We start from the raw sequence: 25778 nt of genomic DNA on the forward strand, positions 1-25778 counted from the left end.
TCTGTGTAGAAGTCGGGTCAGCCCAGGACGGGGTAGTTGGTTCGGAAGGTGCCGCGGGTGTCGCGCTTGCGCTTCAGAGCGCGCAGTCGGCCCAGGGCGGCCGGGGTGAACGAGTGCGCGGCCCGCTCGCCGGGGGCGAGGAAGGTGTAGGGCTTGCGGCCGCTGGTGTACGGGGTGAGGGCGGCGGCCAGCTCGCGCTGCCGCTCGCGGATTGCTGTGGCCTTCTCGGGCGTGGCCGGGAGGCCGAAGGTGTAGAGCAGGTATGGCTCCGTGAGCTCCCCGCATGCCCCGGCGTCCGCCGGAGGGCGAGCCAGTGCTCCGCCGAGGTGGCGCAGCTGCACGCTCAGCAGCGGGTCGATCGGCTCGGCCAGCAGGGCCTCGGCGACGTCGTCCGTCAGCTCGGTCAGCAGCTCGGCGCGGGACATGCCGGGGCCCGGGTCGGTCGGCTCAGCGGTGATGGTGCCCAGCTCGGCGACCGGCAGGGGGCCGCGGGAGTCGCTCATCCGGCCGTCGATCTTGTCGAAGTGGCGCAGCAGGGCCTCGGCTTCCCCGGGCGGGCTCAGGCAGGTGGCGTCGACGGCGACCATGGCCGGGGCGCCGGGGAACTGCAGCAGGTCGTACCAGACGGTGAGCTCGTCCGGCGCGGTGGCGGTCACCTCGCGGTATGCCTCGAGCACTGCGGGTGCCGCGGCCGCCGGCCACACCATCCGCCCGCCGTACAGCTCGGGCGCCGGATGCAGGTCGAACTCGACGGCGGTGACGACGGCGAACTCTCCGCTGCCGCCGCGCAGCGCCCAGAACAGCTCCGGGTCCGACTCCGCGGTCACCCGTCGCTGGGCGCCGTCCGCCTCGACGACGTCGAAGGCGCGGACGCTGTTCGCCGCGAAGCCGTGTGCGCGGCTGAACCAGCTCAGCCCGCCGCCCAGGGTGTAGCCGGTGACACTGACCGCCGGTGAGCTGCCCGCGAGGCCGGTCAGCCCGTGCGGGCCCGCCGCGGTGAGGACCTCGCCCCACTTCACGCCTGCGCCCACCCGGGCCAGCCGCTCCTGCGGGCGGATCTCGACACCGCCCAGCCCGCCCGTGCGCAGCAGGATCGCGTCGTCGGTGTCCCCGCTGGCGCCGTGCCCACTGGGCTGGGCCAGCACCACCAGCCCGTCGAGGCGGGCCCGGCGGACCACGGCCGCAACGTCGGCGGTGTCCGCCGCGTCCACGACGACCGCCACCCGCTGGTCCACCGCGAGGTTCCAGGGTCGGCGGGCGGCGTCGAACCCCTCGTCACCCGGAGTGAGCACTCGACCCCGGACGGCGGCGCGTAGATCATTTACTATGGTCATTGCTGTTCCTTCTCGTCCGTCTCGCTGTCCGATGCCGCAACCTTCGACCCGCACGTCTGGGGTCGAACTGGGATCGAGTTGAGGTCGCGAGCTGTGGCCCGCACGAGAGCCGTCGGGAGCAGCGAGGAGAGGGGTGCGAGGCGTGGCGGGAAGCCATCAGTTCCGGCTCTTCGGGACCGTGGAGGTCGCCGACGCCGCCGGGCGACCGCTGGACCTGGGCACCCGTAAGCAGCGGGCCCTGATCGCGATGCTGGCCATGGAACCCGGCCGGGTGGTGCCCCTGGACCGGCTGATCGACGAGCTGTGGTCCGGCGAGCCGCCCGCGCAGGCCACCCGCACCCTCCAGGCGTACATCGCCCACCTTCGTAAGGTGCTCGAACCGGATCGTCCGCCGCGCACTCCGCCGCGGCTGCTGCTCACCCGCGAGCCTGGCTACCTGCTGGCCGCCGCCCCCGGCCAGGTCGACCTGGAGCGCTTCACCGTCGGCGCGGACGAGGGGCGCGCGGCGCTGGTGCGTGGCGATCACACCGGGGCGGTACGGGTGCTGGGCCGGGCGCTGGAGCTGTGGCGCGGGGACCCGCTGGGCGAGTTCGCCGACGAGCAGTTCGCCCGGCCAGTGGCCACGAAGCTGGCCGAGGTGCGGGCGGCGGCGGAGGAAGACCGGTTCGAGGCCCGGCTGGCCCTCGGCGAGGCGGCCGCGTGCGTGCCTGGCCTGGATGCGCTGACCAAACGGCAGCCATACCGCGAGCACGGCTGGGCATTGCTGGTGCTCGCGCTCTACCGCACCGGCCGCCAGGCTGACGCGCTCGCGGCGCTGCGCCGCCTGCGCGCCAGGCTCGACGACGACCTGGGGCTGCAGCCGGGGCCTGAGCTGCGGCAACTGGAGCAGGCGGTCTTCGACCAGGCGCCCGAGCTGCGGCTCCCGGTCCAGCCGCAGCCCGCCCCTGCCCCCACTGCTTCGGCGCGGCGCGCCGACGGGCTCATCGCGCGGGACGCCGAGCTGGCGCTGGCCGATCAGCGGCTTGCCGCGGCGCGGCGCAGCGGCGGCGTGCTGCTGGTGTCCGGAGAGGCGGGCATTGGCAAGACCCGCTACGCCGACGAGGTGGCCGAGCGGGCCGCGGCGCGCGGCTTCACCGTCGCCCGCGGCGTCTGCGTCGACGGCACCGCACCCGCCTTCTGGCCCTGGGTCCAGGTTCTGCGCGAGGCGGCGGGCGAGGCCGCCGGGGCCCTGCTGACGGACGAGGTGTCCGCGGCGGACCCGGACGCGGCGCTGTACGAGCGGTACGAGCGCGTCGCATCGGCACTGACCGCCACCGGTGAGCCGCTGCTGATCGTCCTGGATGACCTGCAATGGGCCGACGTCTCCTCGCTGCGGCTGCTGTCCCACGTCGCCGGCGCCGTCACCCGCCGGCCGGTGCTTGTCCTCGTCACCCGTCGCCCCGAGCCCGGCGACCACCCCGGCCCGCTGCGCGACACCCTCGGCACGCTGGCGCGCCTGGAGGGCGCTTCCCGGGTGGAGCTGAAGCCGTTCACGGACACCGACGTGGCGGCGTACCTGCGCGCCCGCGGTGCCGCGGAAGAGCTGGCGCAAGCACTGCTGCGCCGCACCGGCGGCAACCCCTTCTATCTGGGCGAGGTGCTGCGGCTATGGGAGAGCGAGGGGGGCCGCGGATCCAGCCCGCCGGATGGCGGCGACGACGCGCTGGCGGACGCGCTGCCCGCCGGCGTCCGGGACGTCATTGAGCGGCGCGTGGCCCGCCTGCCCGAGGAGACCGCCCGGCTGCTGCGCGCCGCCGCGGTGGCCGGTGCCGAAGTGGACGCCGACCTGCTCGCCGCCGCCACCGGCCTGCCCATCGAGGAGGTGCTGGACGGACTCGAACCGGCCGTTGCCACCGGCCTGCTCGCCGAGCCGCCCGACGGGCCCGACTACCGCTTCGGCCACTCCCTCGTACGCGACGCCCTCTACGCCGGGCTGCGCCGCCTGGATCGCGCCCGCCTGCACCTGCGCATCGGCGAGGCCCTCGAGCCGGTGCTGCCCCCGGCCGAAGCCGCCACCCTGGCCCGGCACTTCGCCGCGTCCGCCCGCATCGGCGGCGCCCCCAAAGCGGTGACGTACGCCTCGAAGGCGGCACGGCACGCCACAGCGCAGCAGGCATATGCGGAGGCCGTGGAGTTCTGGGAGCTGGCGGTTTCCGCACTGCCGCCAACCAAGGGAGCGGAGCAGCACGCTCGGCTGCTCACTGAGCTCGGCCAGGCCCGTCGCGCCGTCGGCGACGCCACCGGCGCCGGCCAGGATCTGGACGGGGCCTTCGACCTCGCCCGGGAATCCGGCGACCGACAGGCCCTGATCGGTATCCTGACCGCCTTTGCCGCCCCCACGCTGTGGAACTGGCGCCCGTACGGCACGGTCAAGCAGTCGGTCGTCGACGCGATCGAAGAGCTGCTCGACGGACCACTCGACGACCGCGACCGGGCCGCCCTGCTCGGCGCCCTCGGCGTCGAGCTCCACTACGGCCCGCGCCGCGCCGAGGGCGAACGCCACGCCGCCGAGGCGGTTCGTCTGGCTCGCACACTCGACGACCCGGCGCTGCTCGCCGGCACCCTCGGCAACTACCTGCTCGCGAGTTTCGCCCCCGGCCGCAATGCCGAACGCTTGTGCGCCGCACAGGAGATGGCGACGCTGCCCGGCCTGCCCCGGTCCACCGAGCTGATCGCCCGCGCCTTCCTGATGGCCTGCCTGCTGCGCGCCGGCGACCTGCCCGCATGGGAACAGCAACTGGATCATTGCCGGCGGTTGCTGAAGGAAGCTCCCCGCCCCGAGCTGGAGTCGATCGTGAAGGTCGCCGAGACCGCCCGCGCCACTCTGGACGGCCGCTGGGCCGAGGCGGAGGAGCTGGTCGGCGCCTACGCCACGCTGCGCTTCGCCGCCACGCCCTGGGGCGCGCGCTGGCGGACCCTGGTCACCCTCTACACCTGCCGCCGCGCCCAGGGCCGGGTCGCAGAGATCGCCGACGACCTCGTGGCGGCTGCCGCGGAGCCGGACATGACGCCGCTGCGACCTGTCGCGATCCTGGCCGCCGCGGAGGCCGGACGCACCGACCATGCCCACGAGTTGATCGCCCGCTGGGGCACGGACATCGCGGACGACTGGACCGCCGACTTCCTGCTGCCCGTCTGGGGCCTCGTCGCCGTCCGCCTCGGCACGCCGGACCCACAGCACCTGTACGACCAACTGTCCCGGCACGCCGATCAGTTCATCGTTGCCGGCATGTCCACCGCGGCCTGGGGATCCACCCACACCGTCCTAGCGGAGCTGGCCGCCCGCCTCGGCCGCGACGACCTGACCCGCCACCACACCCACGCCGCCGCCGAAGCCCCCCGGCTGCTGCAGCCCAATCGGTCAACACCGTCTTGGCCCGCAACAGTGCACGCCCAGACCGGCCGTTTCGGCCGGTGACGCCTATACGGAACCGCAGTCCCGCCCGGCTGCCGAGGTGAGCAACGGGCGGAACCCGGAGAATAAGGCCAGGAGGCCGACGGTCCCGTGTAATGTCGAGTTCATTCGCCGCGGTGAGCTCCGCGAGGTCCCGTCGCTCGCGGGTGGTCGGGACACGGCCGGCGCCGGTGAACCGGTCGTCCAGTGGCGTGGCGGGGTAGGTGAGCACGGGGTAGGTGAGCACGGGGTAGGTGAGCACGGGGTAGGTGACTCGGCGGTCGCGACCGGCGTATTGATCCGAAACTCAATCGGTTCTATTCGAGGATGTAGCGGACGGGTGAGCCGCCGAAGTAGCCGCGGATGATGTGTGGCTGGCGTTGGCGGCGGTGGAAGAACCTGCGGGTTTCGGCGGCGAGCTGGGCCTGGTCACGCGCGCGGCTGTGCATCGGCAGACCTCCGTTTGAGTTCGGCGTTGACAGGTTGTCGGGGTTCAGCTCGGGCGAGTACGACGGCAGGAAGTGCAGCTCGATGCGGTCGCGGTGATCGGCGAGCCAGGCGCGGACCTTGCGGGAGCGGTGGGCGGAGTGGCCGTCCAGGACGAGGTGGACCTTGTGGTCGAAGGGGCCTGCGAGGCGGTCCAGGAAGCGGCACATGACGTCCGCGTCGAAGGTCTCGGTGAAGACCATGAAGTGCTTCCGGCCCTTCGTGCTGATCGCGGACATCTCGTTCACCGAGAACCGGTTGCCGGTACGGCGCACCACCGGGGTGCGGCCCTTGGCGCCCCAGGTGCGGCCGGTGACCTGGTCGGAGCGGATGCTGACCTGGTCGGCGAAGAGCACCTCGCCGCCCTCGGCCTTCGCCTTGGCGCGGATCACCGGCCAGGTCTCCTCACGCCACACGCGCACCGCTTCCGCGTCCTGCTCGACGGCCCGCTTGTCCGGCCGCTGGAACGACAGACCCCAGCGGCGCAGGTACTTGCCCACGCCCTGCTCGGTCGGGCGAACGAAACTGTTGTCTTTCCGTCCGGGATCTCCGGGCGTCGCTGGTCCGGCATGGTGTCGGGGCTTTCGTGGCAGATAGAGCGCGTCGTGTCCGTGCTGTCGCGAGGAGTCGGGATGGCGCCGCGGTGCCGGTCGTGGACGATCAGCTGGTCGGGATGCTGGTCGACCGGGCCCGGGCCGGAGGGCTGCAGCTGACCGGCGAGGGCGAGCTGCTGCAGCAGCTGACCAAGCGGGTCATCGAGTCCGCCCTGGACGGCGAGATGACCGGCCACCTCGGCTACGAGAAGCACGACGCGGCCGGCCGGGACGGCGGCAACTCCCGCAACGGCCGCCGCTCGAAGACGGTGACCGCCGACGTCGGCCCGGTCGGGATCAGCGTCCCGCGGGACGTCGAGGGCAGCTTCGAGCCGCAGCTCGTGAAGAAGCGGCAGCGGCGGCTGACCGGGGTGGACGAGATGGTGCTGTCGCTGTCCGCCAGGGCCTCACGCACGGCGAGATCTCCGCCACCTGGCCGAGGTGTACGGCGCGAGCGTGTCGAAGTCGACGATCACCACGATCACCGACAGCGTGATGGACGGCATGGCCGAGTGGCAGAACCGATCCCTGGACCCGGTCTACCCGGTGCTGTTCGTGGACGCCATCCACGTGAAGATCCGCGACGGGCAGGTCGCCAACCGGCCGGTCTACGTGGTCATGGCCGTCACCGCCGACAGCTGCCGCGACATCCTGGGCATCTGGGACGGTGACGGCGGCGAAGGGGCGAAGTTCTGGCTGCAGATCTTCACCGAACTGAAGAACCGCGGCCTGGATGACGTGCTGATGCTCGTCGGCGACGGGCTCAAGGGCCTTCCCGATGCGGTCGAGACCGTCTGGCCGCGCACAATCGTGCAGACCTGCATCGTCCACCGAAGCCGTCAAGAAACAACCTGGTGGTTGTCGGTGCCGTCGCGGACCGCATCGAGTGCTTCGCGGGCGGTGACGTATCGGTGTGGGGAGGTGGCGATGTCGATGCGGCGGTCGTCGAGGATGGGCTGGACGTCTCGGATCGCGTTCCACAGGGTGCTGCGGCTGACGCCGAAGAGCTCGGCGAGAGCGTCGAGGGTGCAGACACGCCGGCGGTGAAGGAGGGTGGCGAGGATGCGGTCTCCGTCGGTGATCTTCTGCCGGAAGACGCCTCCGCGGGTTCCGGGACGGCGGTTGCCTCCGCGCTGTCGGTGGCGTCGCCGCTCGATGGCCGCGGCGTAGGGGACGATGAGTTCCTCGAGGAGCTGGTGGAGTGCTTCGCGTTCCAGGCCGGTGAGGTGGGGGTCGGTCAGGGCCTGTTGTTGCGGGGAGGTCATCGTGGCCGGAACATCGGTGACGCCATCGAGCCAGTCACGCAGGTCCTGGGCCCGGGTGAAGTAGCGCACGACGGTGGGGGTGATCGTGATCTTGAGTTCGTCCAGGAGCTGTCGGTGGCCTTGATGGCCTGGCCGATGGTGACCGGGTTGATGCCGAGCAGGTCGCAGAGCACTTTCTGCGGGCAGACCTGCCGCAGGTAGAGGACGGTGATCAGGACTTCGTCCTGATCACCGAGCAGGGCCCGGCTTCGGCCGGTGGTGGCCACGCGGCGTCCGCCGCGCAGGACGTAGCGGTGCTGTTCGGCCCTCGCGGCCTGGGCGGGTGCCAGGCGGGCGTGCAGTTCGCGCAGTTCCCCGGCGGTCATGCCGGTCAGGCGCGGGTCGGCCAGCATGGTCAGGGTCTGCCGCCTGGCGGCGGCGCTGTCGTCGGCACGGGGAACGGGGGCGGCTGCGCCGGTGGGGGCGATGCTGTAGTTCCATCGGCCGTGCCGGTCGTGCGGCGTGATCGGCAGGGCCTTCAGCTGGTCGCGGGTGATGGAGATGCCGGTCGGGTAGGAGCCGGTGTCGAGCATGGCCTCGACGCGCAGTCCGGTGCGGGTGGTGGTCGCGGCGATCGTGTTGCAGCCGCCGGAAACGGCGGGCCATTGACGCTGTTCACCATGGATCCCCGGGCCGGGCACGAACCCGCCCTGCACTCCTGGGCTCGGCCGCGCGGGTGTCCGGCCGCAGGGCGTTGTGCATGATCGTTCGGCAGCGTTCCCAGGAGGCGGGGACGAGGTGGCCGTAGACGTCGACGGTGGTCTTGATCGATTTGTGGCCAAGCCAGCGGGACATCTCGCGGGTCGGGATGCTGTGGGCCAGGGCTGTGGAGGCGAAGAAGTGCCGCAGGCCGTGGGGGGTGTACTTCGGGCTGCCGTCAGGCTTGACGATGCCCGCTTCGGTGAGTGCCTTGCGGAAGTGGTATCCGTAGGTGACGGCGGTGGGCATGGTGCGCTTGCCGCGCTCCCGTGGGGCGAAGAGGGCGTCGACGCTGTCCGCGGTCCTGGTGCCCCAGTGCCGTAGGTGGATCTCGATCTCGTCGGCGAGGAAGCCGGGAGTGGGAATATCGCGGTACTCGCCCTCCGCGCGGTGCTTGAGCGGGATGAACCGGGTGACGCAGTCCTTACGGTGAGCCTTGGAGCTGATCTGGCGTCGAATACGGAGGAAGCCGTCGCGGTGGCAGTCGGCGGAGAACGCGAGGGTCTCGCTGATCCGCAGCCCGGCACCGGACTGGAGGTAGATCGTGAGCCGGTAGTGGGGTGAGATCTGCTTGGCGATGAGGTCCACCTCGTAGAAGGTGGGGATCTCGTCCTCGTCAACCGCATGGGATCCGGCGCGCGGGAGCTTGATGCCGTCGGTGGGGTCGTCGGAGCGCCGCTTTTCCTTGATCGCGGTCTTGAAGATGCTGGTGACCATCTTCATGCGGTCGCGGACGGTGCTCGGGGCGAGTTTCTTGCTGAGGGCGGCCACGAAGGTCTCGACGTCCCGGGTCTGGATGCCGATGACGGTCTTGTTGCCCAGGGCGGGGAGGAGGTGGATGCGCAGGAAGCTCTCGTAGTTGCGCCAGGTGCCGTCGGTGATGACCTGGCGGGCCAGCCAGTCGGGGGCGTACTCGCCAAGGGGGATGTCGCCGCGCTGGGGATCGAGGTAGTAGCCCTCGTACTTATCGCGTTCCAGGCGTGCGGCGAAGGCTTCGGCCTGGGTCTTCTTCTCGAAGCTGGGCTGGCGTTCGGCCCGCGAGACGCCGGGCTCGCGGTAGCGGACGGTCCACGGGTGCCCGCAGCGGTCTCGTGTACAGGGGTAGTTGCTGTTGCGTTTGTCGCTCTTGCAGCGCTGGTAGACGGTGGCCACCGGTCGTGCATCCTCCTCGCGGGCCGGCGCGGGCTCGCGTCAGCCGTAGTGCTTGTCGAGATAGCGCTTGACCTCGCGTGCGCGGAATCGCAGGAGGCGTCCGACTTTCTGGGGCGGGATGCCCCACAGCCGGTACTTGTTCCTGACGGTGGCCTGCCTGACCCTGAGCCACGCCGCGACCTCCCCCACAGTCAGCAGCCGGCTGGCCACGCTATGGCCCAACGCGGCAGACACGGTTCCGGCCCTCCACCGGCTACGGGACACCGCCTCCGAGGACGCCGACGCGGAGGCCCAAGGGAACATCACCGCAGCCCTCGCCACGGCAGATGCCCATGCGCAGGTGCCGGAGTTCCGTGAGCAAACTGCGTAAGCAACAAGTCAGCACGGAACCAGCACCGGGATACTCCGACCCGTTGGGGGCTTCGCCCCATCCCACCCGGGCGCCCGTCAGCCGACGCCCGGCACGACAGCTGAAGACAGCAGAATCCGAGGCCGTCGACAACGACCACCCCTCACTGTATATCTATGCTAGATTTTAGATATACGGGAGGAGTTTCACATGGGTAAGACATTGATCGAGATCGACGAGGACGCATTGGCCGTAGCGCAGGACGCGTTCGGCACCAAGACCAAGAAGGACACCGTCAACCGCGCCCTTCGCGAGGTCAGCGACCGAGTCAAGCGCCACGAGGCCCGCATGGCAGCCGAACGCCTCGCCGCCGAGGCCCTGGACCTCGACGCCCTGACCGACAAGACCGCCTACCGCCCCGGCCCCGCCACTGACGACAGCAAGCAGGGACAGGCTGCGTGAAATACCTGGCCGACACCTCGGCAGTTGCACGCTTCCTGCAGCACGGCGCGGACGCCTGGGGGTGGGGAGAAGCACTGGACTCCGGACTGGTCGGCATGTGCGAGATCACGGAACTCGAGATCCTCCGCTCCGCACGCTCCTCCACACACCACAAACAGATGCAGCAGCACCTGAGCGGGTTCTACGCCTGGGTTCCAGTCCCGGACCACGCCTTCCAGCGAGCCCGCCAGGTCCAGCACCTCCTCGTCGACCACGGCGAACACCGCAGCGCCGGACCGGTCGACCTCCTCGTCGCGGCGGTGGCCGAACTGTCCCCACTCACCTTGCTGCACTGCGACCGCGACTTCGAGACCATCGCCCGGCACACCGGCCAGAACACGCTCATGCTCATGGACGGCACCCGACCGTAAACGCCCCTCGCCCACACCACCGAGGAAGCCCCCACCCCAGACCAACCTCTATACCCCCACGGGTATCCGTCAGATCCAGCCAAAATCCAGCCACGGTAAACCTCACCCGGATTCAAGAACCGTCACACACGCTTCCCACCTGCACAAAGACGCACGCACACCCGCGGCACACCCCTACCCCACGTTCCAGTCGAATTCCACCACGTTCGAACACGAAACACCATCCGACCTGCATGAATGCAAGACGGAAGGGCCTGTTCGAAAGATTCACACGTTGAAGCGGAACTCCACGACGTCGCCGTCGCGCATCACGTAGTCCTTGCCCTCCATGCGGGCCTTGCCCGCCGCGCGGGCTTCCGGGACCGAGCCTGTGGTGACCAGGTCGTCGAAGGAGATGACCTCCGCCTTGATGAAGCCCTTCTGGAAGTCCGTGTGGATCACGCCCGCCGCCTCCGGGGCCGTGGCGCCCTTCTTGATGGTCCAGGCGCGGGCCTCCTTCGGGCCTGCGGTCAGGTAGGTCTGGAGGCCCAGGGTGGTGAAGCCGACGCGGGCCAGGGTGACCAGGCCCGGTTCTTCCTGGCCTACGGACTGGAGGAGTTCCAGAGCGTCGGACTCGTCGAGTTCGGCGAGTTCGGATTCGAGCTTGGCGTTGAGGAAGATGGCCTCGGCCGGGGCGACCAGGGCGCGCTGTTCGTCCTTGAACGCGTCGTCGGCCAGTTCGTCCTCGTCGACGTTGAAGACGTAGAGGAACGGCTTCGCCGTCAGCAGGTGCAGGTCGTGGAGGAGTTCGGCGCGCTCCGTGCCCTGGGCGATGCCCGCGGCGAAGAGGGTCTGGCCCGTGTCGAGGATGGTCTTGGCCTCCTCGATGGCGGTGAGCTTGGGGGCCAGGTCCTTCTTGATGCGGGATTCCTTCTGGAGCCGCGGGAGGACCTTCTCGATGGTCTGGAGGTCGGCGAGGATCAGCTCGGTGTTGATGGTCTCGATGTCGTTCTTCGGCGAGACCTTGCCGTCGACGTGGACCACGTTCTCGTCCCGGAAGGCGCGGATGACCTGGCAGATCGCGTCGGACTCGCGGATGTTCGCCAGGAACTTGTTGCCCAGGCCCTCGCCCTCGCTCGCGCCGCGCACGATGCCGGCGATGTCGACGAAGTCGACCGTCGCCGGGAGGATGCGCTGGGAGTCGAAGATGCCCGCCAGGGTGGTGAGGCGGGGGTCCGGGACGCCGACGACGCCGACGTTGGGCTCGATGGTGGCGAACGGGTAGTTGGCCGCCAGCACCTCGTTCTTGGTCAGGGCGTTGAAGAGGGTCGACTTGCCGACATTCGGCAGGCCGACGATTCCGATCGTGAGCGACACGTGAACGACTTCCTACGAGGTACGGGGATAGGGGCGCGGCAGGGCCCGGTGTGATTCTACGGGTGGTGTCGCGGGCCCCGTGTGTGCGTCCTGTGGGACTCCGGCACTCCGAATGAGCGCATTCTGTGCCCCTCCCCGGGTTTCACCTGCCGCGGGGCCTAACGTGGAGCGATGCAGCATCACCGTACGAATACAGATCCTGACGGAGGGCGACGGCAGGTTCACGTCCCGCGACCGGCCCGCGAGCCCGACCCCGCCGGGGGGTCCGGGCCGGAGGAGAGCGCCGTGGTGTACCGGGCCGCGGCGCGGCGGCCCGTGCCGCCCGTGCTGCGGACGCTGCTGCGCCCCGCTGGGCCGCGGCTGACGGCGGCCGGCGGAGGGTTGCTGGCGGCGTCGGTGATGCTGGGCACGGGGGCGTTCGTGCAGGTGGTGATGGGGACCGCGCCGGTGTTCTTCGGGGTGGTGTTCCTGGTGCTGTCCGTGTGCTGCGCACTGTGGATCCGGCCCGCGGACGTCATCGCCGCCCCGATCGCCATGCCGATCGCCTTCGCCGCCGGGACGCTGGCCGTCGGCGAGGGCTCGGGCGGGATCTCCGCGCACGTGATGGCCGCCGGTACGACCCTGGCCCTGGAGGCGCCGTGGCTCTACGGGGGTACGCTGCTCGCCGCCGTCGTCGCGCTGCTGCGGCACTTCGCCATGCTCACCGTACGGCGCGGCCCCGGCGGGGGCGGGGAGCCGCAGGCCCGGCCGTCCTCCGGGGCGCGCCGGCGGGCGAAGCCGCAGCGGCGGGCCCCGGACCAGGCCGCGGCGGTCAGTCCGCCGCGCCGCCGCCCAGCGCAGCCGCCTCGGCGCGCAGGTCGCGGCGGAGCTCCTTCGGCAGGGAGAAGGTGATCCGCTCGTCCACCGGCTGGACGAGGTCCACGTCCACGTAGCCCCGCTCGGCGAGCCACTCCAGCACGCCGTCGACCAGGACCTCCGGCACCGACGCACCCGACGTCACGCCCACGGTCGTCACGCCGTCGAGCCACGCCTCGTCGATCTCCTCGGCCCCGTCGACCAGATACGACGCCTTCGCGCCGGCGTCGACGGCGACCTCGACCAGCCGCAGCGAGTTCGACGAGTTCTGCGAGCCGACGACGATGACGAGGTCCGACTCCGCGCCCACCTGCTTCACCGCGACCTGGCGGTTCTGCGTGGCGTAGCAGATGTCGTCGCTCGGCGGGTCCAGCAGGTTCGGGAAGCGGCCCTTGAGCCGGTCGACCGTCTCCATCGTCTCGTCCACCGACAGCGTGGTCTGCGACAGCCAGACGACCTTGTCGGGGTCGCGCACCTCGATCTGGTCGGCGCCCTCGGGCCCGTCGACGAGCTGGATGTGCTCCGGCGCCTCGCCGGACGTGCCGATGACCTCCTCGTGGCCCTCGTGGCCGATGAGCAGGATGTCGAAGTCGTCCTTGGCGAACCGGACGGCCTCCTTGTGCACCTTGGTGACCAGCGGGCAGGTGGCGTCGATCGTGGCGAGCCGGCCTTCCTTCGCCTCGTCGTGGACGGTGGGGGCGACGCCGTGCGCGGAGAAGATCACGATGTTGCCCGGCGGCACCTCGGCCGTCTCCTCGACGAAGATCGCGCCCTTGCGCTCCAGCGTCTTGACGACGTACTTGTTGTGCACGATCTCGTGCCGTACGTACACCGGAGCGCCGTATTGTTCAAGGGCCTGCTCGACCGCGATCACCGCCCGGTCCACCCCGGCGCAGTAGCCCCGGGGAGCGGCGAGTAGGACGCGACGGGCGGGCTGCGGCGTGCTCGAAGCAGTCATACGGCCATCGTACGGAACACCACCGCCCCGATTCGAGGGTGCACGACCTGCGACCCTCTCCGCCGGTGCCGCCCGGGTGTCGTACCCCGCCGTTAGGCTCGGGCGCATGGCGGTGAACACGGCCGAGACGCCCATGCCCGTCGGGCTCGTCTCGCGGAAGATCGGCGGCTGGATCGACCGGCTCGGCTCGCTGTGGGTGGAGGGGCAGATCACCCAGTTGTCGCGGCGGCCGGGCGCGGGCGTGGTCTTCATGACGCTGCGCGACCCGGCGCAGGAGGTCTCCCTGACGGTGACGTGCTTCCGCGACGTGTTCGACAAAGTGGCCGATGTCATACAGGAAGGCGCGCGGGTCGTCGTCTTCGCCAAGCCGGTCTGGTACGCGCCGAGCGGGCAGCTCTCGCTGCGCGCCGCCGAGATCCGCCCGGTGGGCGTCGGCGAACTGCTCGTGCGGCTGGAGCGGTTGAAGAAGGCGCTGGCCGCCGAAGGGCTCTTCGCGCCGGAGCGCAAGAAGCCGCTGCCGTTCCTGCCGCGCCGCATCGGCCTGGTGACGGGACGGGCGTCGGCGGCGGAGCGGGACGTGCTGGAGACGGCGCGACACCGGTGGCCGGCGGTGCGGTTCGAGGTGCGGCCGGTGGCGGTGCAGGGGGTCCACGCGGTGCCCCAGATCGTCAAGGCGGTGCAGGAGCTGGACGGCCTGCCGGAGGTGGACGTCATCATCGTCGCGCGGGGCGGCGGCAGCGTGGAGGACCTGCTGCCGTTCTCGGACGAGCAGCTCGTACGGGCCGTGGCCGCGTGCCGTACGCCGGTGGTCTCGGCCATCGGCCACGAGCCGGACAACCCCCTGCTGGACTATGTGGCGGATCTCCGCTCCCGTACGCCCACGCACGCCGCGAAGGACGCCGTGCCGGACGTGGGCGAGGAGCGCGTGCGGATAGAGCAGCTCCGGCTGCGCGCGCTGCGCGTGCTGACGGGGGTGCTGGACCGCGAGGAGCGCGGGCTGGCGGCGTGGCTGAGCCGGCCCGCGATGGCCGAGCCGTACGCGATCGTGGACGAGCGCGCGGAGGTCGTGGACGCGGTGCTCGCGCGCGGCCGGCGCACGCTGGCGCATCTGCTGGACCGCGCCGACTCCGAGTTGGAGCACACCCGCGCCCGGGTCGTCGCCCTCTCCCCCGCCTCCACGCTGAAGCGCGGCTATGCGGTGCTCCAGCGGCAGGACGGCGCGGCGGTGCGCGCGGCGGACGAGGTGAGCGCGGGCGAGGAGTTGCGCGCCCGGGTCGCCGACGGGGAGTTCGGTGTCACCGTCGGCCCGGTGTCGTAGGCGGGTCCTAAGGTGGGGGCCATGGCAGAGACGAAGGACCGGGGGACTCTCGGCTACGAGCAGGCGCGGGACGAGCTGATGGAGGTCGTACGCCGGCTGGAGTCCGGCGGTTCGACCCTGGAGGAGTCCCTGGCGCTGTGGGAGCGCGGGGAGGAGCTGGCGCGGATCTGCCGGCAGTGGCTGGACGGCGCCCGCGAGCGGCTCGACGCGGCGCTCGCGGAGTCGGAGGACGGGGCCGAGGGGGACACGGAAGAAGGGGACGAAGAGGCCGAAGAAGAGCAGGCCGCCGCCGATCGTACGGGCTGAGGCGTCCCGGCCCCGCACTCGATCCCGATGCGGGCCCGCTCGCGCCGCCTCCGTACGCGTACGGTCCCGGGGGGCACTCCCCTTCCGTACGGCAGGGGGCTACGGCGCTCCGCGGGCCCGGAGTCCGCTCACTTCTCCTTCAGCGCCGCCGCCATCCGCTCCATCTGCTGCACGCTCCCCGTGCCCGTGACCACGGTCGTCACACCGTCGCCCCTGTGCACCAGCGCGTCGTACGTCCTGCCCTGGTACTGCGCCCACTCCTCGCCCGCCACCTGCCGGGTCTCGCCCGTCGCCCGCGCGTCGTGGGTGACCTTGCGGATGAAGCGGTCGGGCTTCTCGCTCCCCTGCTCCACCGCCACGTACTCGTCGTCGGGCGTGACGAAGCCCAGGTGCCACGTCGTGCCGTGGTCGCCGGTCCCGCGGTACGTCACCGAGTTGGCCCGCCAGTCGTCCGGCAGCCCCACCGGCGCGACGACCGGGAACGGAGCGGCGCGGCGGGCCTGGCCCAGCTCCTGGCTGTAGGAGACGGCCTCCATCTCGTTGCCGTCGCCCTCGCGCGGGAGGACGCCCCAGTAGACGACCAACGACACCCCGCAGGTGACCGTCAGCGCGCCCACCAGATTGCGCACCGTCCGCATACTGTTCCTGTCTGCCACCCCTCCATCGTCCCTCATCTGCGGAGCGGTCCCTTCCCCGGGGTGCGGGCGGGCGGCGGACCACGGCGGAGCCGAACCGCTCATCCGAGGGGCAGTGTGCTCATAATGGCGATAAACGGATAGGCTCAGAGCCCCCCTTCTCACCCCCTCCCGCCGTCCGACCGAGCCGAAAGGTCCTCACGGATGTCGCAGTCCCATGAGACGCCCCACCACCTCCCCGAGCAACTGGAGGTGGCCCCCGAGGCCCCCGACCGCAACCTCGCCCTGGAGCTCGTCCGGGTCACCGAGGCCGGCGCGATGGCCTCCGGCCGCTGGGTCGGCCGCGGCGACAAGAACGGCGCCGACGGTGCGGCCGTACGCGCCATGCGCACCCTGGTCAGCACTGTCTCGATGAACGGCGTCGTCGTGATCGGCGAGGGTGAGAAGGACCACGCCCCGATGCTCTTCAACGGCGAGCGCGTAGGCGACGGCACCGGACCCGAGTGCGACGTGGCCGTCGACCCGGTCGACGGCACCACGCTCACCGCCAAGGGCATGGGCAACGCCGTCTCCGTGCTGGCCGTCGCCGAGCGGGGCTGCATGTTCGACCCGTCCGCGGTCTTCTACATGGACAAGCTCGCCACCGGCCCCGAGGCCGCCGAGTACGTCGACATCAACGCCCCCGTCGCCGTCAACATCCGCCGCGTCGCCAAGGCCAAGGGCGGCACCACCGGGGACGTCACCGTCTGCGTGCTGGACCGGCCGCGCCACGACGGGCTGGTGCAGGAGGTCCGCGAGGCCGGGGCGCGGATCAAGTTCATCTCCGACGGCGACGTCGCCGGCGCCATCATGACCGCCCGCGACGGCACCGGCGTCGACCTGCTGCTGGGCGTCGGGGGCACGCCGGAGGCCGTCATCGCGGCCTGCGCGATGAAGTGCCTCGGCGGCACGTTCCAGGGCCGGCTGTGGCCGCGGGACGACGCGGAGCGGCAGCGGGCGCTCGACGCCGGGCACGACCTGGACCGTACGCTGCTCATCGACGACCTGGTCAGCGGCGAGAACGTGTTCTTCGTGGCCACCGGGATCACGGACGGCGAGCTGCTGCGCGGCGTGCGCTACCGCGCGGACCGGGCGTTCACGCAGTCACTGGTGATGAGGTCGAAGAGCGGCACGATCCGGCAGATCGAGTCGGAGCACCGGCTGTCGAAGCTGCGCGCGTACAGCTCGGTCGACTTCGACCGGGCCCAGTAGCAGGCTCGGGCAGGCGGCGGGCGCGTACGGCCGGCACCCGCCGGCAGAACCGTTTGTCCTGACCCCGGGGCCGCTCAGCCCGCCTGCGCTATCCCGCGCGGTGCGGTCAGCTTCTCCGCCGTCTCCCGCCGCCTGCGCCGCGCCTGTACGACCCGTCGCTCCGCCGCCGTGAGGCCGCCCCACACGCCGTACGGCTCGGGCAGCAGCAGCGCGTGCTCACGGCACTCGACCATCACGGGACAGCGCGCGCAGACCCGCTTCGCGGCGGCCTCGCGCGACAGCCGGTCGGCGGTGGGCTCCTTCGACGGAGCAAAGAACAGCGCGGCCTCGTCCCGCCGGCACACCGCCTCCGTGTGCCAGGGATCCCCCTCTTCCCGCCGTCCGGAGCGCTGGATCGGCACCCGGGCTTCCTGCAGGGACTGCTGGTGGGACTGCAGCACGGTCCACTCCTGACGACGGCGATGGCGGATCAGGGACAAAGCTGTCTCGTAGGGCGTACGACCGTTCGCACCTGCAGCCGTACGGAGGAGACGATGCACGTGCTCTACCCGCTGTGCGCGCGCTTATGCGCCGAGTGGCCACCCGGGATGGCGGTGCTCCCCGGGGGTCCGCGGGGGCAGTTGGGGGCGGCGGGAGCGCGGTGGAACGGGGTCAGTGACCGAGGCCGTGCTTGCGCATCCGGTCCGTCAGGTTCTTCAGGAACTTGCCCTTTTTGCCCTTTGCTTCCACCCCGCCGAAGAGCGCGAACCCGGTGACGACCACCACCGGCGCACGCGGGTCGTCCGCCTCCTGCGCGTGCACGTCGAAGCCGCCGAAGATGGCCGTACCGGAGCCGCGCAGCGACACGTTGGCCGGGACCTTGATGTCGACGCCGCCGAAGATGGCGGTCGCGTTGATGACGATCTCCTGCTGGTGGAAGACGGCCTCGGTCAGGTCGATGTCGACGCCCCCGAAGAGCGCGAACGCCGACGTTCTGCGCCCCACGCTCCAGCGCCCCTTGCGCGTCGAGCCGCTGAAGATCGCGACGAGGGTCTGCGGCTGGGGCTGCGGGTACGGCGACGGGGGCGGCGGCGCCGCGGGGCCCGGCGCGCGCCGGCCGGCCGGCAGGTCGCGGACGAGCGGCTCCAGTTCGCCCACGGTCTTGGCGGTGTAGACGCCGTCGATCCGCTCGGCGTGCTCCTCCGGGTCCAGCCGCCCCTCGGCGAGCGCCTCGCGGAGGATGTCCGCCACCCGGTCGCGGTCCGCGTCGGAGGCGCGCAGCTCTCCCTCCGCGACCGGCTTCTTCGACAGCGACGGCTGGGCGGCGGGCACGGGGGCGTTGTCGCGCGGGGTCTCGTCCACGGCCCCAGCGTAACCAAACGCGATACATCGTGACTAGGGCCCCGGCGGCGGACGGAGGGGCACCTCGCCACGCCGCGCCCGCGCGGCCGTCCTAACCTGGGGGACGCACAGCCGCCGCCCGCCGACGACAAGGAACGCGATGACAGCCACCGCCCGCCCCGCCAGCCCCGCGTTCCAGTACACGGACCTCCTCCCGCTGGGCGCGGACACCACCGCGTACCGCCTGCTGACGAAGGAGGGCGTACGCACGGTCGAGGCCGGCGGGCGTACGTTCCTGGAGGTCGGTCCGGAGGCGCTGCGGCTGCTCGCCGCGGAGGCGATGCACGACATCTCGCACTACCTGCGCCCCGCCCACCTCGCCCAACTCCGCGCCATCTGCGACGACCCGGAGGCATCGGCCAACGACAAGTTCGTCGCGCTCGACCTGCTGAAGAACGCCAACATCTCGGCCGCGGGCGTGCTCCCTATGTGCCAGGACACGGGCACGGCGATCGTCATGGGCAAACGCGGGCAGCAGGTGCTGACCGCGGGCGGGGACGAGGAGGCGCTGTCGCGCGGGGTGTACGACGCGTACACCAAGCTGAACCTGCGCTACTCCCAGATGGCGCCGCTGACCATGTGGGACGAGAAGAACACCGGCAACAACCTGCCGGCGCAGGTGGAGCTCTACGCCACCGACGGGGACGCGTACAAGTTCCTCTTCATGGCCAAGGGCGGCGGCAGCGCCAACAAGTCGTTCCTCTACCAGGAGACGAAGGCGGTGCTCAACGAGGCGTCGATGCTGCGCTTCCTGGAGGAGAAGATCCGCTCGCTGGGCACCGCCGCCTGCCCGCCGTACCACCTCGCGATCGTCGTCGGCGGCACCTCCGCCGAGTACGCGCTGAAGACCGCGAAGTACGCCTCCGCGCACTATCTCGACTCGCTGCCCACCGAGGGCTCCCCCGCGGGACACGGCTTCCGCGACACCGAGCTGGAGGCCAAGGTCTTCGAGCTGACCCAGACGCTCGGCATCGGCGCCCAGTTCGGCGGCAAGTACTTCTGCCACGACGTGCGCGTCGTCCGGCTCCCGCGGCACGGCGCGTCCTGTCCGGTGGCCATCGCGGTCTCCTGCTCCGCCGACCGGCAGGCGCTGGCGAAGATCACGGCGGAGGGCGTCTTCCTGGAGCAGCTGGAGCACGACCCCGCGCGCTTCCTGCCGGACACCACCGCGGCGGAGCTGACCGCGGGGTCCGCGGCGGCCATGGACGAGGCGGTGCGGATCGACCTCGCCCGGCCGATGGCCGAGGTACGGGCGGAGCTGACGAAGTACCCGGTCAAGACGCGGCTGTCGCTGACCGGCCCGCTCGTCGTGGCGCGCGACATCGCGCACGCGAAGATCAAGGAGCGGCTGGACGCGGGCGAGGAGATGCCGCAGTACCTGAAGGACCACCCCGTGTACTACGCGGGGCCCGCCAAGACCCCCGAGGGCTACGCCTCCGGGTCCTTCGGGCCGACGACGGCGGGGCGGATGGACGCGTACGTCGAGCAGTTCCAGGCGGCGGGCGGGTCGATGGTGATGCTGGCCAAGGGGAACCGCTCCCAGCAGGTCACCGACGCCTGCGCCGCGCACGGCGGCTTCTACCTGGGCTCGATCGGCGGTCCCGCGGCGCGGCTGGCGCAGGACTGCATCAAGAAGGTCGAGGTCCTGGAGTACGAGGAGCTGGGCATGGAGGCGGTCTGGAAGATCGAGGTGGAGGACTTCCCGGCGTTCATCGTGGTGGACGACAAGGGGAACGACTTCTTCACCGACCCGGGCCCGGTCAAGCCGTTCGTGACGAGCATCCCGGTGCGGGGCGCGGCGCAGCCGTAGCCGGCGCGTACGGGCGGGGAGGGGCGGCCGGGGCGTACCGGGCGCCCCTCGCGGGCGTACGAGCCGGGCGGTACGCCGGCGCCGTCAGCCGCGCCGCGCGGCCGCCGCCCGGCGCCGTAGCGCGAACACCACGCCCCCGCCGCCCAGCAGCAGCGCGCCCGCGCCCAGCCCGTACGCCACGGCGCTGTCGGACTCGGCGGCGGCCCGCGGCTCGGCGTCGCGGTCGCCGCCGCGGCCGTCGTCGCGGGCCGCCGCCGGCGCGCCGGTCAGCTTGTCGATGTCCGGCGCGCACACCACCGCGGCCTCCGCGCCCTTCTCGTACGCGCACGCCGTCGCCGCCAGCTCGCCCGCCGTCGGCGCGCCGTCCGCGATCCGCGTGCGCGCCGTGAACTCCGCGTGCTTGTGCCCCTTCAGGTCCGCCGTCCAGGTCACCTCGCGACCGCCCCGCACCTTGCCGCCCGGGCCCGGCTCGACCAGGTCCATGCCGTCCGGCAGCGTCTGCCGGACCACCAGACCCTCGATCGGCCCGTCCTGGAGGCTGGAGACGCGGATCGTGTACGTGGCCTCCTGACCCGGGCCCGAGGTCTTGCGCGCGTTGTCGATGGCGATCTTCATCGCCGGTCCCGTCACCCCCCGCACGTCCTTCCCCTTGTCGTCCCCCTCGTCGTACGGGGCGGCGCCCGCCGGCTGCGCGGCGGCGGCGGCGAGCAGGGCGCAGGCGAGCGCGGCGGCGCGTGCTCCGCTGCGGAAACGGCGGGTGCGAAGGCTGGTCGTCACGTCACTCCTCGGGCCGAACCTGGCGGTTGTCTACCGATCTCTGCTGATCTCTTCCGGTCTCTTCTGGTCTCTTCTGGTCTCTTCTGGTCTCTTCTGATTTCCTCCAGTCCGTCGATTCCACCGCGCCCCCGTCCGTGCCCCCGGCAGCCGCCGCGGCAAGTCCGCGGCCGCCCCCGCCGAATCCACCGTTCGGCGCACCGACGGACGGCGCCGCGGGTGTCGGCGGGCGGTCGTATCCTCGGCAGCATGAGCCAGCCCGCTGACCGGTCCCCCGCAGAACGCCCCGCATCCGACGGCTTCCGCATCGAGCACGACTCGATGGGCGAGGTCCGCGTCCCCGCCGCCGCCAAGTGGCGCGCCCAGACGCAGCGCGCGGTGGAGAACTTCCCGGTCTCCGGGCTGCGCCTGGAGTCGGCCCACATCGCCGCGCTGGCCCGGATCAAGGCCGCCGCGGCGAAGGTCAACGCCGAGCTGGGCGTGCTCGACGAGGACGTCGCCGCGGCCGTGCAGGCGGCGGCGGAGGAGGTCGCGGCCGGCCGCTGGGACGATCAGTTCCCGGTCGACGTCTTCCAGACCGGCTCCGGCACCTCGTCGAACATGAACATGAACGAGGTGCTGGCGACCCTCGCGCAGGAGAAGCTGGGCGCCGGCGGACCGGTGGTCCACCCCAACGACCACGTCAACGCCAGCCAGTCGTCGAACGACACGTTCCCCTCCTCCATCCACATCGCCGCGACGGGCGCGGTCGTGCAGGACCTGATCCCCGCGCTGACGCATCTGCAGGCGGCGCTCGCGGGCAAGGCGGAGGAGTTCGCGGAGGTGGTGAAGTCGGGGCGGACGCACCTGATGGACGCCACGCCCGTCACCCTCGGCCAGGAGTTCGCGGGCTACGCGGCCCAGGTCGCCTTCGGCGTCGAGCGGCTGCACGCCTCGCTGCCGCGGCTGGCCGAGCTGCCCCTCGGCGGTACCGCGGTCGGCACGGGCATCAACACCCCGCCCGGCTTCGCCGCCGCCGTCATCGCCGAGGTGGCGCGGGCCACCGGGCTGCCGTTGACCGAGGCCCGCGACCACTTCGAGGCCCAGGGCGCCCGCGACGGCCTGGTGGAGACCTCGGGCCAGTTGCGCACGATCGCGGTCGGGCTGACCAAGATCTGCAACGACCTGCGCTGGATGGGCTCCGGCCCGCGCACGGGCCTCGCCGAGATCGCCCTGCCCGACCTCCAGCCCGGCTCGTCGATCATGCCGGGCAAGGTGAACCCGGTGGTCCCCGAGGCCGTGCTGATGGTCTGCGCCCAGGTCGTCGGGAACGACGTCACGGTCACCACCGCCGGCGCCTCGGGCAACTTCGAGCTGAACGTGATGCTGCCCGTCCTCGCCCGCAACGTGCTGGAGTCCGTCCGGCTGCTGGCCAACGCCGCACGCCTGCTCGCCGATCGCACGGTCGACGGCATCACGGCGCACGCCGGGCGCGCCCGGGAGTACGCGGAGTCGTCGCCGTCCGTCGTCACGCCGCTCAACCGGTACATCGGCTACGAGGAGGCGGCCAAGGTGGCGAAGAAGTCGCTGGCCGAGCGCAAGACGATCCGCGAGGTTGTCCTGGAGGGCGGGTACGTCGAGCGCGGGCTGCTCACGGAGGAGCAGTTGGACGGTGCGCTGGACGTGCTGAGGATGACCCGGCCGTGAGGCGCCCCTGGTTACCATCGTCTGATGCACGGGCCAGACGCGACGCTTGACAGCGACAAGAACGTCTCCGGCGGCCGGTGGACGCCCGGGGACCACATCCTCTGGCGCTACCGCGCCCATGGGCCCGGGGCGGCCGGGACAGCCTGCGCCGACGGCACGGACAGCGCCGGGGACGCCGGCCGGCTGGGCCGTACCGTCGCCGTCTGCCGCCCGGTCACCGTCGTCCGCGACGACGCCGAGACGCTCGCCGTGTGGGTGGCGCCGGACACCGAGTGCGTACGACCCGTGCTCGCCGACGGCACCGAGTTACACCGCGAGCCGCTGGCCACCCGCTACACCAAGCCGCACCGCCCGTTCCGCACCCGCTGGTTCGGCGCCGGCGTGCTCAAGCTGGCCCGGCCGGGCGAGCCCTGGTCGGTCTGGCTGTTCTGGGAAATCGACTGGACGTTCAAGTCCTTCTACGTCAACCTCGAAGCGCCCCGGGTGCGCTGGGCCGGGGGCGTCGACTCCGAGGACCACTACCTGGATCTGGTCGTCCGCCCGGACCGCTCCTGGGAGTGGCGGGACGAGGACGAGTTCGCCGCCGCGCAGCGGGCGGGGCTGATGTCCGCCGCCCGGGCGGCCGCCGTACGGGACGCGGGACGGCGGGCGGTCGACGCCATCGGGGCGTGGGGACCGCCGTTCTCCGAAGGCTGGGAGCGCTGGCGCCCCGACCCGAAGTGGACAGTTCCGCTTCTTCCGGCGGATTGGGACCGCACACCCGCGCGCTTGTCTTCATGAGACCCTTGCTGCGCCCCGGTAGGTCAAACGTAGGATCGACGTCCACAGCACGCAGTACCCACAACTCAACCCGCCCTGTGGAGACTTGGGTGGAACGGCCGGATGGACGGTACCGACACGTGACGGAGCGCGACAGGCGGCGGGCAGCCGCCGAGCGGACGGAGTCCGGCAACACCCTTGCCGCCGCCGGCACGGACGGGGCGGTGTCGCCGACCCCACCCACCGCGAACTCGGGCGAGGCCATCCCCGACCCGCGTGACGCCCTGCACCGTGCGAAACCGGCGCAGCCCGCGAAGGCCCCGGGGGCCGCCGCCGGCGGCGTACCGGCGCACCAGGGCGCCGACGACACCCCCAGCGGCGGCCGGCCGCGCCCCCAGCCGGGCGCGGACGGGGACGCCGACCCGGCCCCGGGGATGGGCCGGCCGGAGGAGGACGCCGCGTCCGCGCGGCTGCGGTTCCTCGGCGCGGCCACCCGCAGGATCGCCCGCGGCATCGACCTGGACGAGATCGTGCTCGGCCTGTGCCGCTCCGTCGTCCCGTCCTTCGCCGACGCGATCCTCGTCTACCTCCGCGACCCGCTGCCGGTCGGCGACGAGCAGCCGACGGAACCGTTCCGGCTGCGCCTGCGGCGTACGGACCGGATCACCGACGGCGTCGAGGACGTCGACAGCATGGGCGGCAGCCGGCTGCTGCCCGCGGCGGCGGAGCCGGACGCCCCGGGCCTCGGCGCGGCCGAGCAGGTCGACGTCGTACGGGCCGGGGCGCTGCTCGAAGTGCTGCGCGGCGTCCGCCCGGTGTTCGGCGAGACGCTGGCCGCCCGCGCGGCGCTCATCGAACTGCTGGGCCGCGAAAGCCCGCTCGCCAACGCGCCGGCCGACAAGCGCACGATCGTCGCCCCGCTGCGCGGCCGCCGCCGGGTGATCGGGGTGGCGGTGCTCGTACGGGGTCCCGCGCGGCCCGCGTACGGGCAGGACGACCTGCTGATCGCCGCCCAACTGGCCACGCACACGGCCCTCGGCGTCGACAAAGCGGTCATCTACGACCGCGAGGCGTACATCGCCGACCAACTGCAGCGCACGATGCTGCCCGAATACCTGCCGGAGCCCACCGGCGTCCGCCTCGCCAGCCGCTACCGGCCCGCGGCCGAGACCGCGCGGGTCGGCGGCGACTGGTACGACGCGATCCCGCTGCCCGGCAGCCGGGTCGCGCTGGTCGTCGGCGACGTGATGGGCCACTCGGTGACCTCCGCGGCGATCATGGGCCAGTTGCGTACCGCGGCGCAGACGCTGGCGCAGCTCGACCTGCCGCCGCAGGAGGTGCTGCACCACCTCGACGAGCAGGCGCAGCGCCTCGGCGACGACCGCATGGCCACGTGCCTGTACGCGGTCTACGACCCCATCGCCCACACCCTCACCGCCTCCAACGCGGGCCACCCGCCGCCGGTCCTGCTCCGCAGGGACGGCTTCAGCGAGGTGCTGGACGTGCCGCCGGGAGCGCCGATCGGGGTGGGCGGCGTGGGCTTCGAGGCGGTGGAGCTGCAGGCGCCGCAGGGCTCGACGCTGCTGCTGTACACGGACGGCCTGGTCGAGTCCCGGCTGATGGACGTCTCCACGGGCATCGACCAGCTCTGCGCGCGGCTGACCCGCACCGCGGCCCTCACCGGCCCTGGCAACCCGCCGCCGCTGGAGCCGCTGTGCGACGAGGTGCTGGACGTCCTGGGTCCGGGCGACCGGGACGACGACATCGCCCTGCTGGCGGCGCGGCTGGACGGCATAGCGCCCAGCGCGGCGGCGCAGTGGTCCCTGGACCCGCGGGCGCAGGCGCCGCGCGAGGCGCGGTCGCTGGCGCGGGGGGCGCTGGCGGGGTGGGGTCTGGAGGAGCTGACGGACATCGTGGAGCTGCTGGTGAGCGAGGTGGTGACGAACGCGGTGCGGTACGCGCAGCGGCCGGTCACGCTGCGCCTCGTGCACACGGACAGGCTGCGGTGCGAGGTGGTGGACGACGTCCCGCAGTTGCCGCGGATGCGGCGGGCGGGCCCCGCGGATGAGGGTGGGCGGGGGATGTTCCTGGTGAACAAGCTGGCCCGGCACTGGGGCGCGGAGCGGCTCAGTGTGGGCAAGGTGGTGTGGTTCGAGATCTGAGGGGCCGGGGGCCGAGGGCCGGGGCGCCGTGCGCACTCGGCCGGGCAGGGAGGGCTGTTCCCCGACCCCGCCCCTTCCCGAAACCCAGGGGCTCCGCCCCCGAGCCCCCCGGGCCCGAGCGCCTACGGCGCCGGGCGCCGCAGGCGCGGGTGGCCGTCGGGGCGCCGCCGCAGGCAACCCGCGGCTGGGAGCGCCGGGGGAGGAGTTGCACGCGGGATTACGGGCTCTCCCGCCCCGCGCAGCAGGCCACGGCTGGAAGGGCACCCTGCGGCCGGCAGACTGGCGCTGCACGCCGAGTAGCGAACC

At 72.1% G+C, this 25778-nt stretch carries 21 protein-coding genes and 2 pseudogenes; 12 read left to right on the forward strand and 11 right to left on the reverse strand.

What is annotated here, in order from left to right:
* Nucleotides 1-17 precede the first annotated feature (17 nt).
* Nucleotides 18-1334, reverse strand: a complete 1317-nt coding sequence (locus FB457_RS01510; protein ID WP_145780524.1) for an FAD-binding protein — start codon at nucleotides 1332-1334, stop codon at nucleotides 18-20.
* Between the two features lie 142 nt (nucleotides 1335-1476).
* On the opposite strand from FB457_RS01510, the gene FB457_RS01515 reads away from it, so the two are divergent.
* Nucleotides 1477-4791 carry an ATP-binding protein gene (locus FB457_RS01515; RefSeq protein ID WP_052770447.1) on the forward strand — a complete coding sequence of 1105 codons (3315 nt, stop codon included), beginning with the start codon at nucleotides 1477-1479 and terminating at the stop codon, nucleotides 4789-4791.
* A 293-nt stretch (nucleotides 4792-5084) separates the two neighbouring features.
* On the opposite strand, the gene FB457_RS01520 is transcribed toward FB457_RS01515, so the two are convergent.
* Nucleotides 5085-5753: an IS630 family transposase gene (locus FB457_RS01520; RefSeq protein ID WP_486588894.1), complete on the reverse strand. Its 669-nt coding sequence runs from the start codon at nucleotides 5751-5753 to the stop codon at nucleotides 5085-5087.
* Nucleotides 5754-5926: 173 nt separating this feature from the next.
* Between FB457_RS01520 and FB457_RS01525 the strand changes: the two are divergent.
* Nucleotides 5927-6686 (forward strand): annotated as a pseudogene (locus tag FB457_RS01525) (IS256 family transposase); the annotation flags it as partial.
* Here FB457_RS01525 and FB457_RS35800 read toward each other — a convergent pair.
* From FB457_RS35800 to FB457_RS01545, 3 genes and pseudogenes are all read right to left on the reverse strand, one after another.
* A pseudogene (locus FB457_RS35800) lies at nucleotides 6686-7731 on the reverse strand (helix-turn-helix domain-containing protein); the annotation flags it as partial. The pseudogenes FB457_RS01525 and FB457_RS35800 sit on opposite strands and share 1 nt — an antisense overlap.
* A gap of 34 nt (nucleotides 7732-7765) precedes the next feature.
* On the reverse strand, nucleotides 7766-9001 hold the full coding sequence (locus tag FB457_RS01540; RefSeq protein WP_145780530.1) for a site-specific integrase: 1236 nt from the start codon (nucleotides 8999-9001) through the stop codon (nucleotides 7766-7768).
* A gap of 39 nt (nucleotides 9002-9040) precedes the next feature.
* Nucleotides 9041-9223 carry a helix-turn-helix domain-containing protein gene (locus FB457_RS01545; protein WP_486588895.1) on the reverse strand — a complete coding sequence of 61 codons (183 nt, stop codon included), beginning with the start codon at nucleotides 9221-9223 and terminating at the stop codon, nucleotides 9041-9043.
* 337 nt (nucleotides 9224-9560) lie between these two features.
* Between FB457_RS01545 and FB457_RS01550 the strand changes: the two genes are divergently transcribed.
* Both FB457_RS01550 and FB457_RS01555 read left to right on the forward strand, forming a co-directional pair.
* Nucleotides 9561-9812 (forward strand): type II toxin-antitoxin system VapB family antitoxin, encoded by a 252-nt coding sequence (locus FB457_RS01550; RefSeq protein ID WP_047017806.1) that lies wholly within the window; start codon nucleotides 9561-9563, stop codon nucleotides 9810-9812.
* Nucleotides 9809-10222, forward strand: a complete 414-nt coding sequence (locus FB457_RS01555; RefSeq protein WP_047017805.1) for a PIN domain nuclease — start codon at nucleotides 9809-9811, stop codon at nucleotides 10220-10222. The genes FB457_RS01550 and FB457_RS01555 overlap by 4 nt, the downstream gene beginning before the upstream one ends.
* Before the next feature lie 267 nt (nucleotides 10223-10489).
* Here FB457_RS01555 and ychF read toward each other — a convergent pair whose 3' ends face one another.
* Complete coding sequence (gene ychF, locus FB457_RS01560) at nucleotides 10490-11578, reverse strand: redox-regulated ATPase YchF (protein WP_047017804.1); 1089 nt, start codon at nucleotides 11576-11578, stop codon at nucleotides 10490-10492.
* Nucleotides 11579-11863: 285 nt separating this feature from the next.
* Between ychF and FB457_RS35065 the strand changes: the two genes are divergently transcribed.
* Nucleotides 11864-12469, forward strand: coding sequence for a DUF6542 domain-containing protein (locus FB457_RS35065; RefSeq protein WP_052770444.1), 606 nt, complete (start codon nucleotides 11864-11866; stop codon nucleotides 12467-12469).
* Here FB457_RS35065 and FB457_RS01575 read toward each other — a convergent pair.
* Nucleotides 12390-13391: a 4-hydroxy-3-methylbut-2-enyl diphosphate reductase gene (locus FB457_RS01575; protein ID WP_078898421.1), complete on the reverse strand. Its 1002-nt coding sequence runs from the start codon at nucleotides 13389-13391 to the stop codon at nucleotides 12390-12392. The genes FB457_RS35065 and FB457_RS01575 overlap by 80 nt on opposite strands.
* A gap of 106 nt (nucleotides 13392-13497) precedes the next feature.
* Here FB457_RS01575 and xseA point away from each other — a divergent pair, with 106 nt between their 5' ends.
* Nucleotides 13498-14709, forward strand: coding sequence for an exodeoxyribonuclease VII large subunit (gene xseA, locus FB457_RS01580; protein ID WP_145780532.1), 1212 nt, complete (start codon nucleotides 13498-13500; stop codon nucleotides 14707-14709).
* 21 nt (nucleotides 14710-14730) lie between these two features.
* On the forward strand, nucleotides 14731-15015 hold the full coding sequence (locus tag FB457_RS01585; RefSeq protein WP_047017801.1) for an exodeoxyribonuclease VII small subunit: 285 nt from the start codon (nucleotides 14731-14733) through the stop codon (nucleotides 15013-15015).
* 128 nt (nucleotides 15016-15143) lie between these two features.
* On the opposite strand, the gene FB457_RS01590 is transcribed toward FB457_RS01585, so the two are convergent.
* Nucleotides 15144-15671 (reverse strand): DUF4245 domain-containing protein, encoded by a 528-nt coding sequence (locus FB457_RS01590; RefSeq protein WP_486588896.1) that lies wholly within the window; start codon nucleotides 15669-15671, stop codon nucleotides 15144-15146.
* A 183-nt stretch (nucleotides 15672-15854) separates the two neighbouring features.
* Here FB457_RS01590 and glpX point away from each other — a divergent pair, with 183 nt between their 5' ends.
* Nucleotides 15855-16901: a class II fructose-bisphosphatase gene (gene glpX / locus FB457_RS01595; RefSeq protein WP_047017799.1), complete on the forward strand. Its 1047-nt coding sequence runs from the start codon at nucleotides 15855-15857 to the stop codon at nucleotides 16899-16901.
* Nucleotides 16902-16975: 74 nt separating this feature from the next.
* On the opposite strand, the gene FB457_RS01600 is transcribed toward glpX, so the two are convergent.
* Both FB457_RS01600 and FB457_RS01605 read right to left on the reverse strand, forming a co-directional pair.
* A complete protein-coding gene (locus FB457_RS01600; protein ID WP_018834542.1) occupies nucleotides 16976-17341 on the reverse strand; it encodes a WhiB family transcriptional regulator in 366 nt (121 codons plus the stop codon).
* A 211-nt stretch (nucleotides 17342-17552) separates the two neighbouring features.
* Entirely contained in the window at nucleotides 17553-18242 is a 690-nt protein-coding gene (locus FB457_RS01605; protein ID WP_145780534.1) for a DUF1707 domain-containing protein, read from the reverse strand.
* 139 nt (nucleotides 18243-18381) lie between these two features.
* Here FB457_RS01605 and FB457_RS01610 point away from each other — a divergent pair, with 139 nt between their 5' ends.
* Nucleotides 18382-20091, forward strand: a complete 1710-nt coding sequence (locus FB457_RS01610; protein ID WP_145780536.1) for a fumarate hydratase — start codon at nucleotides 18382-18384, stop codon at nucleotides 20089-20091.
* Nucleotides 20092-20175: 84 nt separating this feature from the next.
* On the opposite strand, the gene FB457_RS01615 is transcribed toward FB457_RS01610, so the two are convergent.
* Complete coding sequence (locus FB457_RS01615; protein ID WP_145780537.1) at nucleotides 20176-20868, reverse strand: hypothetical protein; 693 nt, start codon at nucleotides 20866-20868, stop codon at nucleotides 20176-20178.
* Between the two features lie 246 nt (nucleotides 20869-21114).
* Here FB457_RS01615 and FB457_RS01620 point away from each other — a divergent pair, with 246 nt between their 5' ends.
* The 3 genes from FB457_RS01620 (at nucleotide 21115) to FB457_RS01630 (ending at nucleotide 25472) form a co-directional block, all read left to right on the forward strand.
* Complete coding sequence (locus tag FB457_RS01620; RefSeq protein ID WP_145780539.1) at nucleotides 21115-22551, forward strand: aspartate ammonia-lyase; 1437 nt, start codon at nucleotides 21115-21117, stop codon at nucleotides 22549-22551.
* 24 nt (nucleotides 22552-22575) lie between these two features.
* Nucleotides 22576-23331 carry a cytidylyl-2-hydroxypropylphosphonate hydrolase gene (gene fomD / locus FB457_RS01625; protein WP_047017794.1) on the forward strand — a complete coding sequence of 252 codons (756 nt, stop codon included), beginning with the start codon at nucleotides 22576-22578 and terminating at the stop codon, nucleotides 23329-23331.
* 119 nt (nucleotides 23332-23450) lie between these two features.
* Complete coding sequence (locus tag FB457_RS01630) at nucleotides 23451-25472, forward strand: ATP-binding SpoIIE family protein phosphatase (protein ID WP_047017793.1); 2022 nt, start codon at nucleotides 23451-23453, stop codon at nucleotides 25470-25472.
* Nucleotides 25473-25778 lie beyond the last annotated feature (306 nt).

This window comes from Streptomyces sp. CNZ287 (assembly GCF_007827615.1).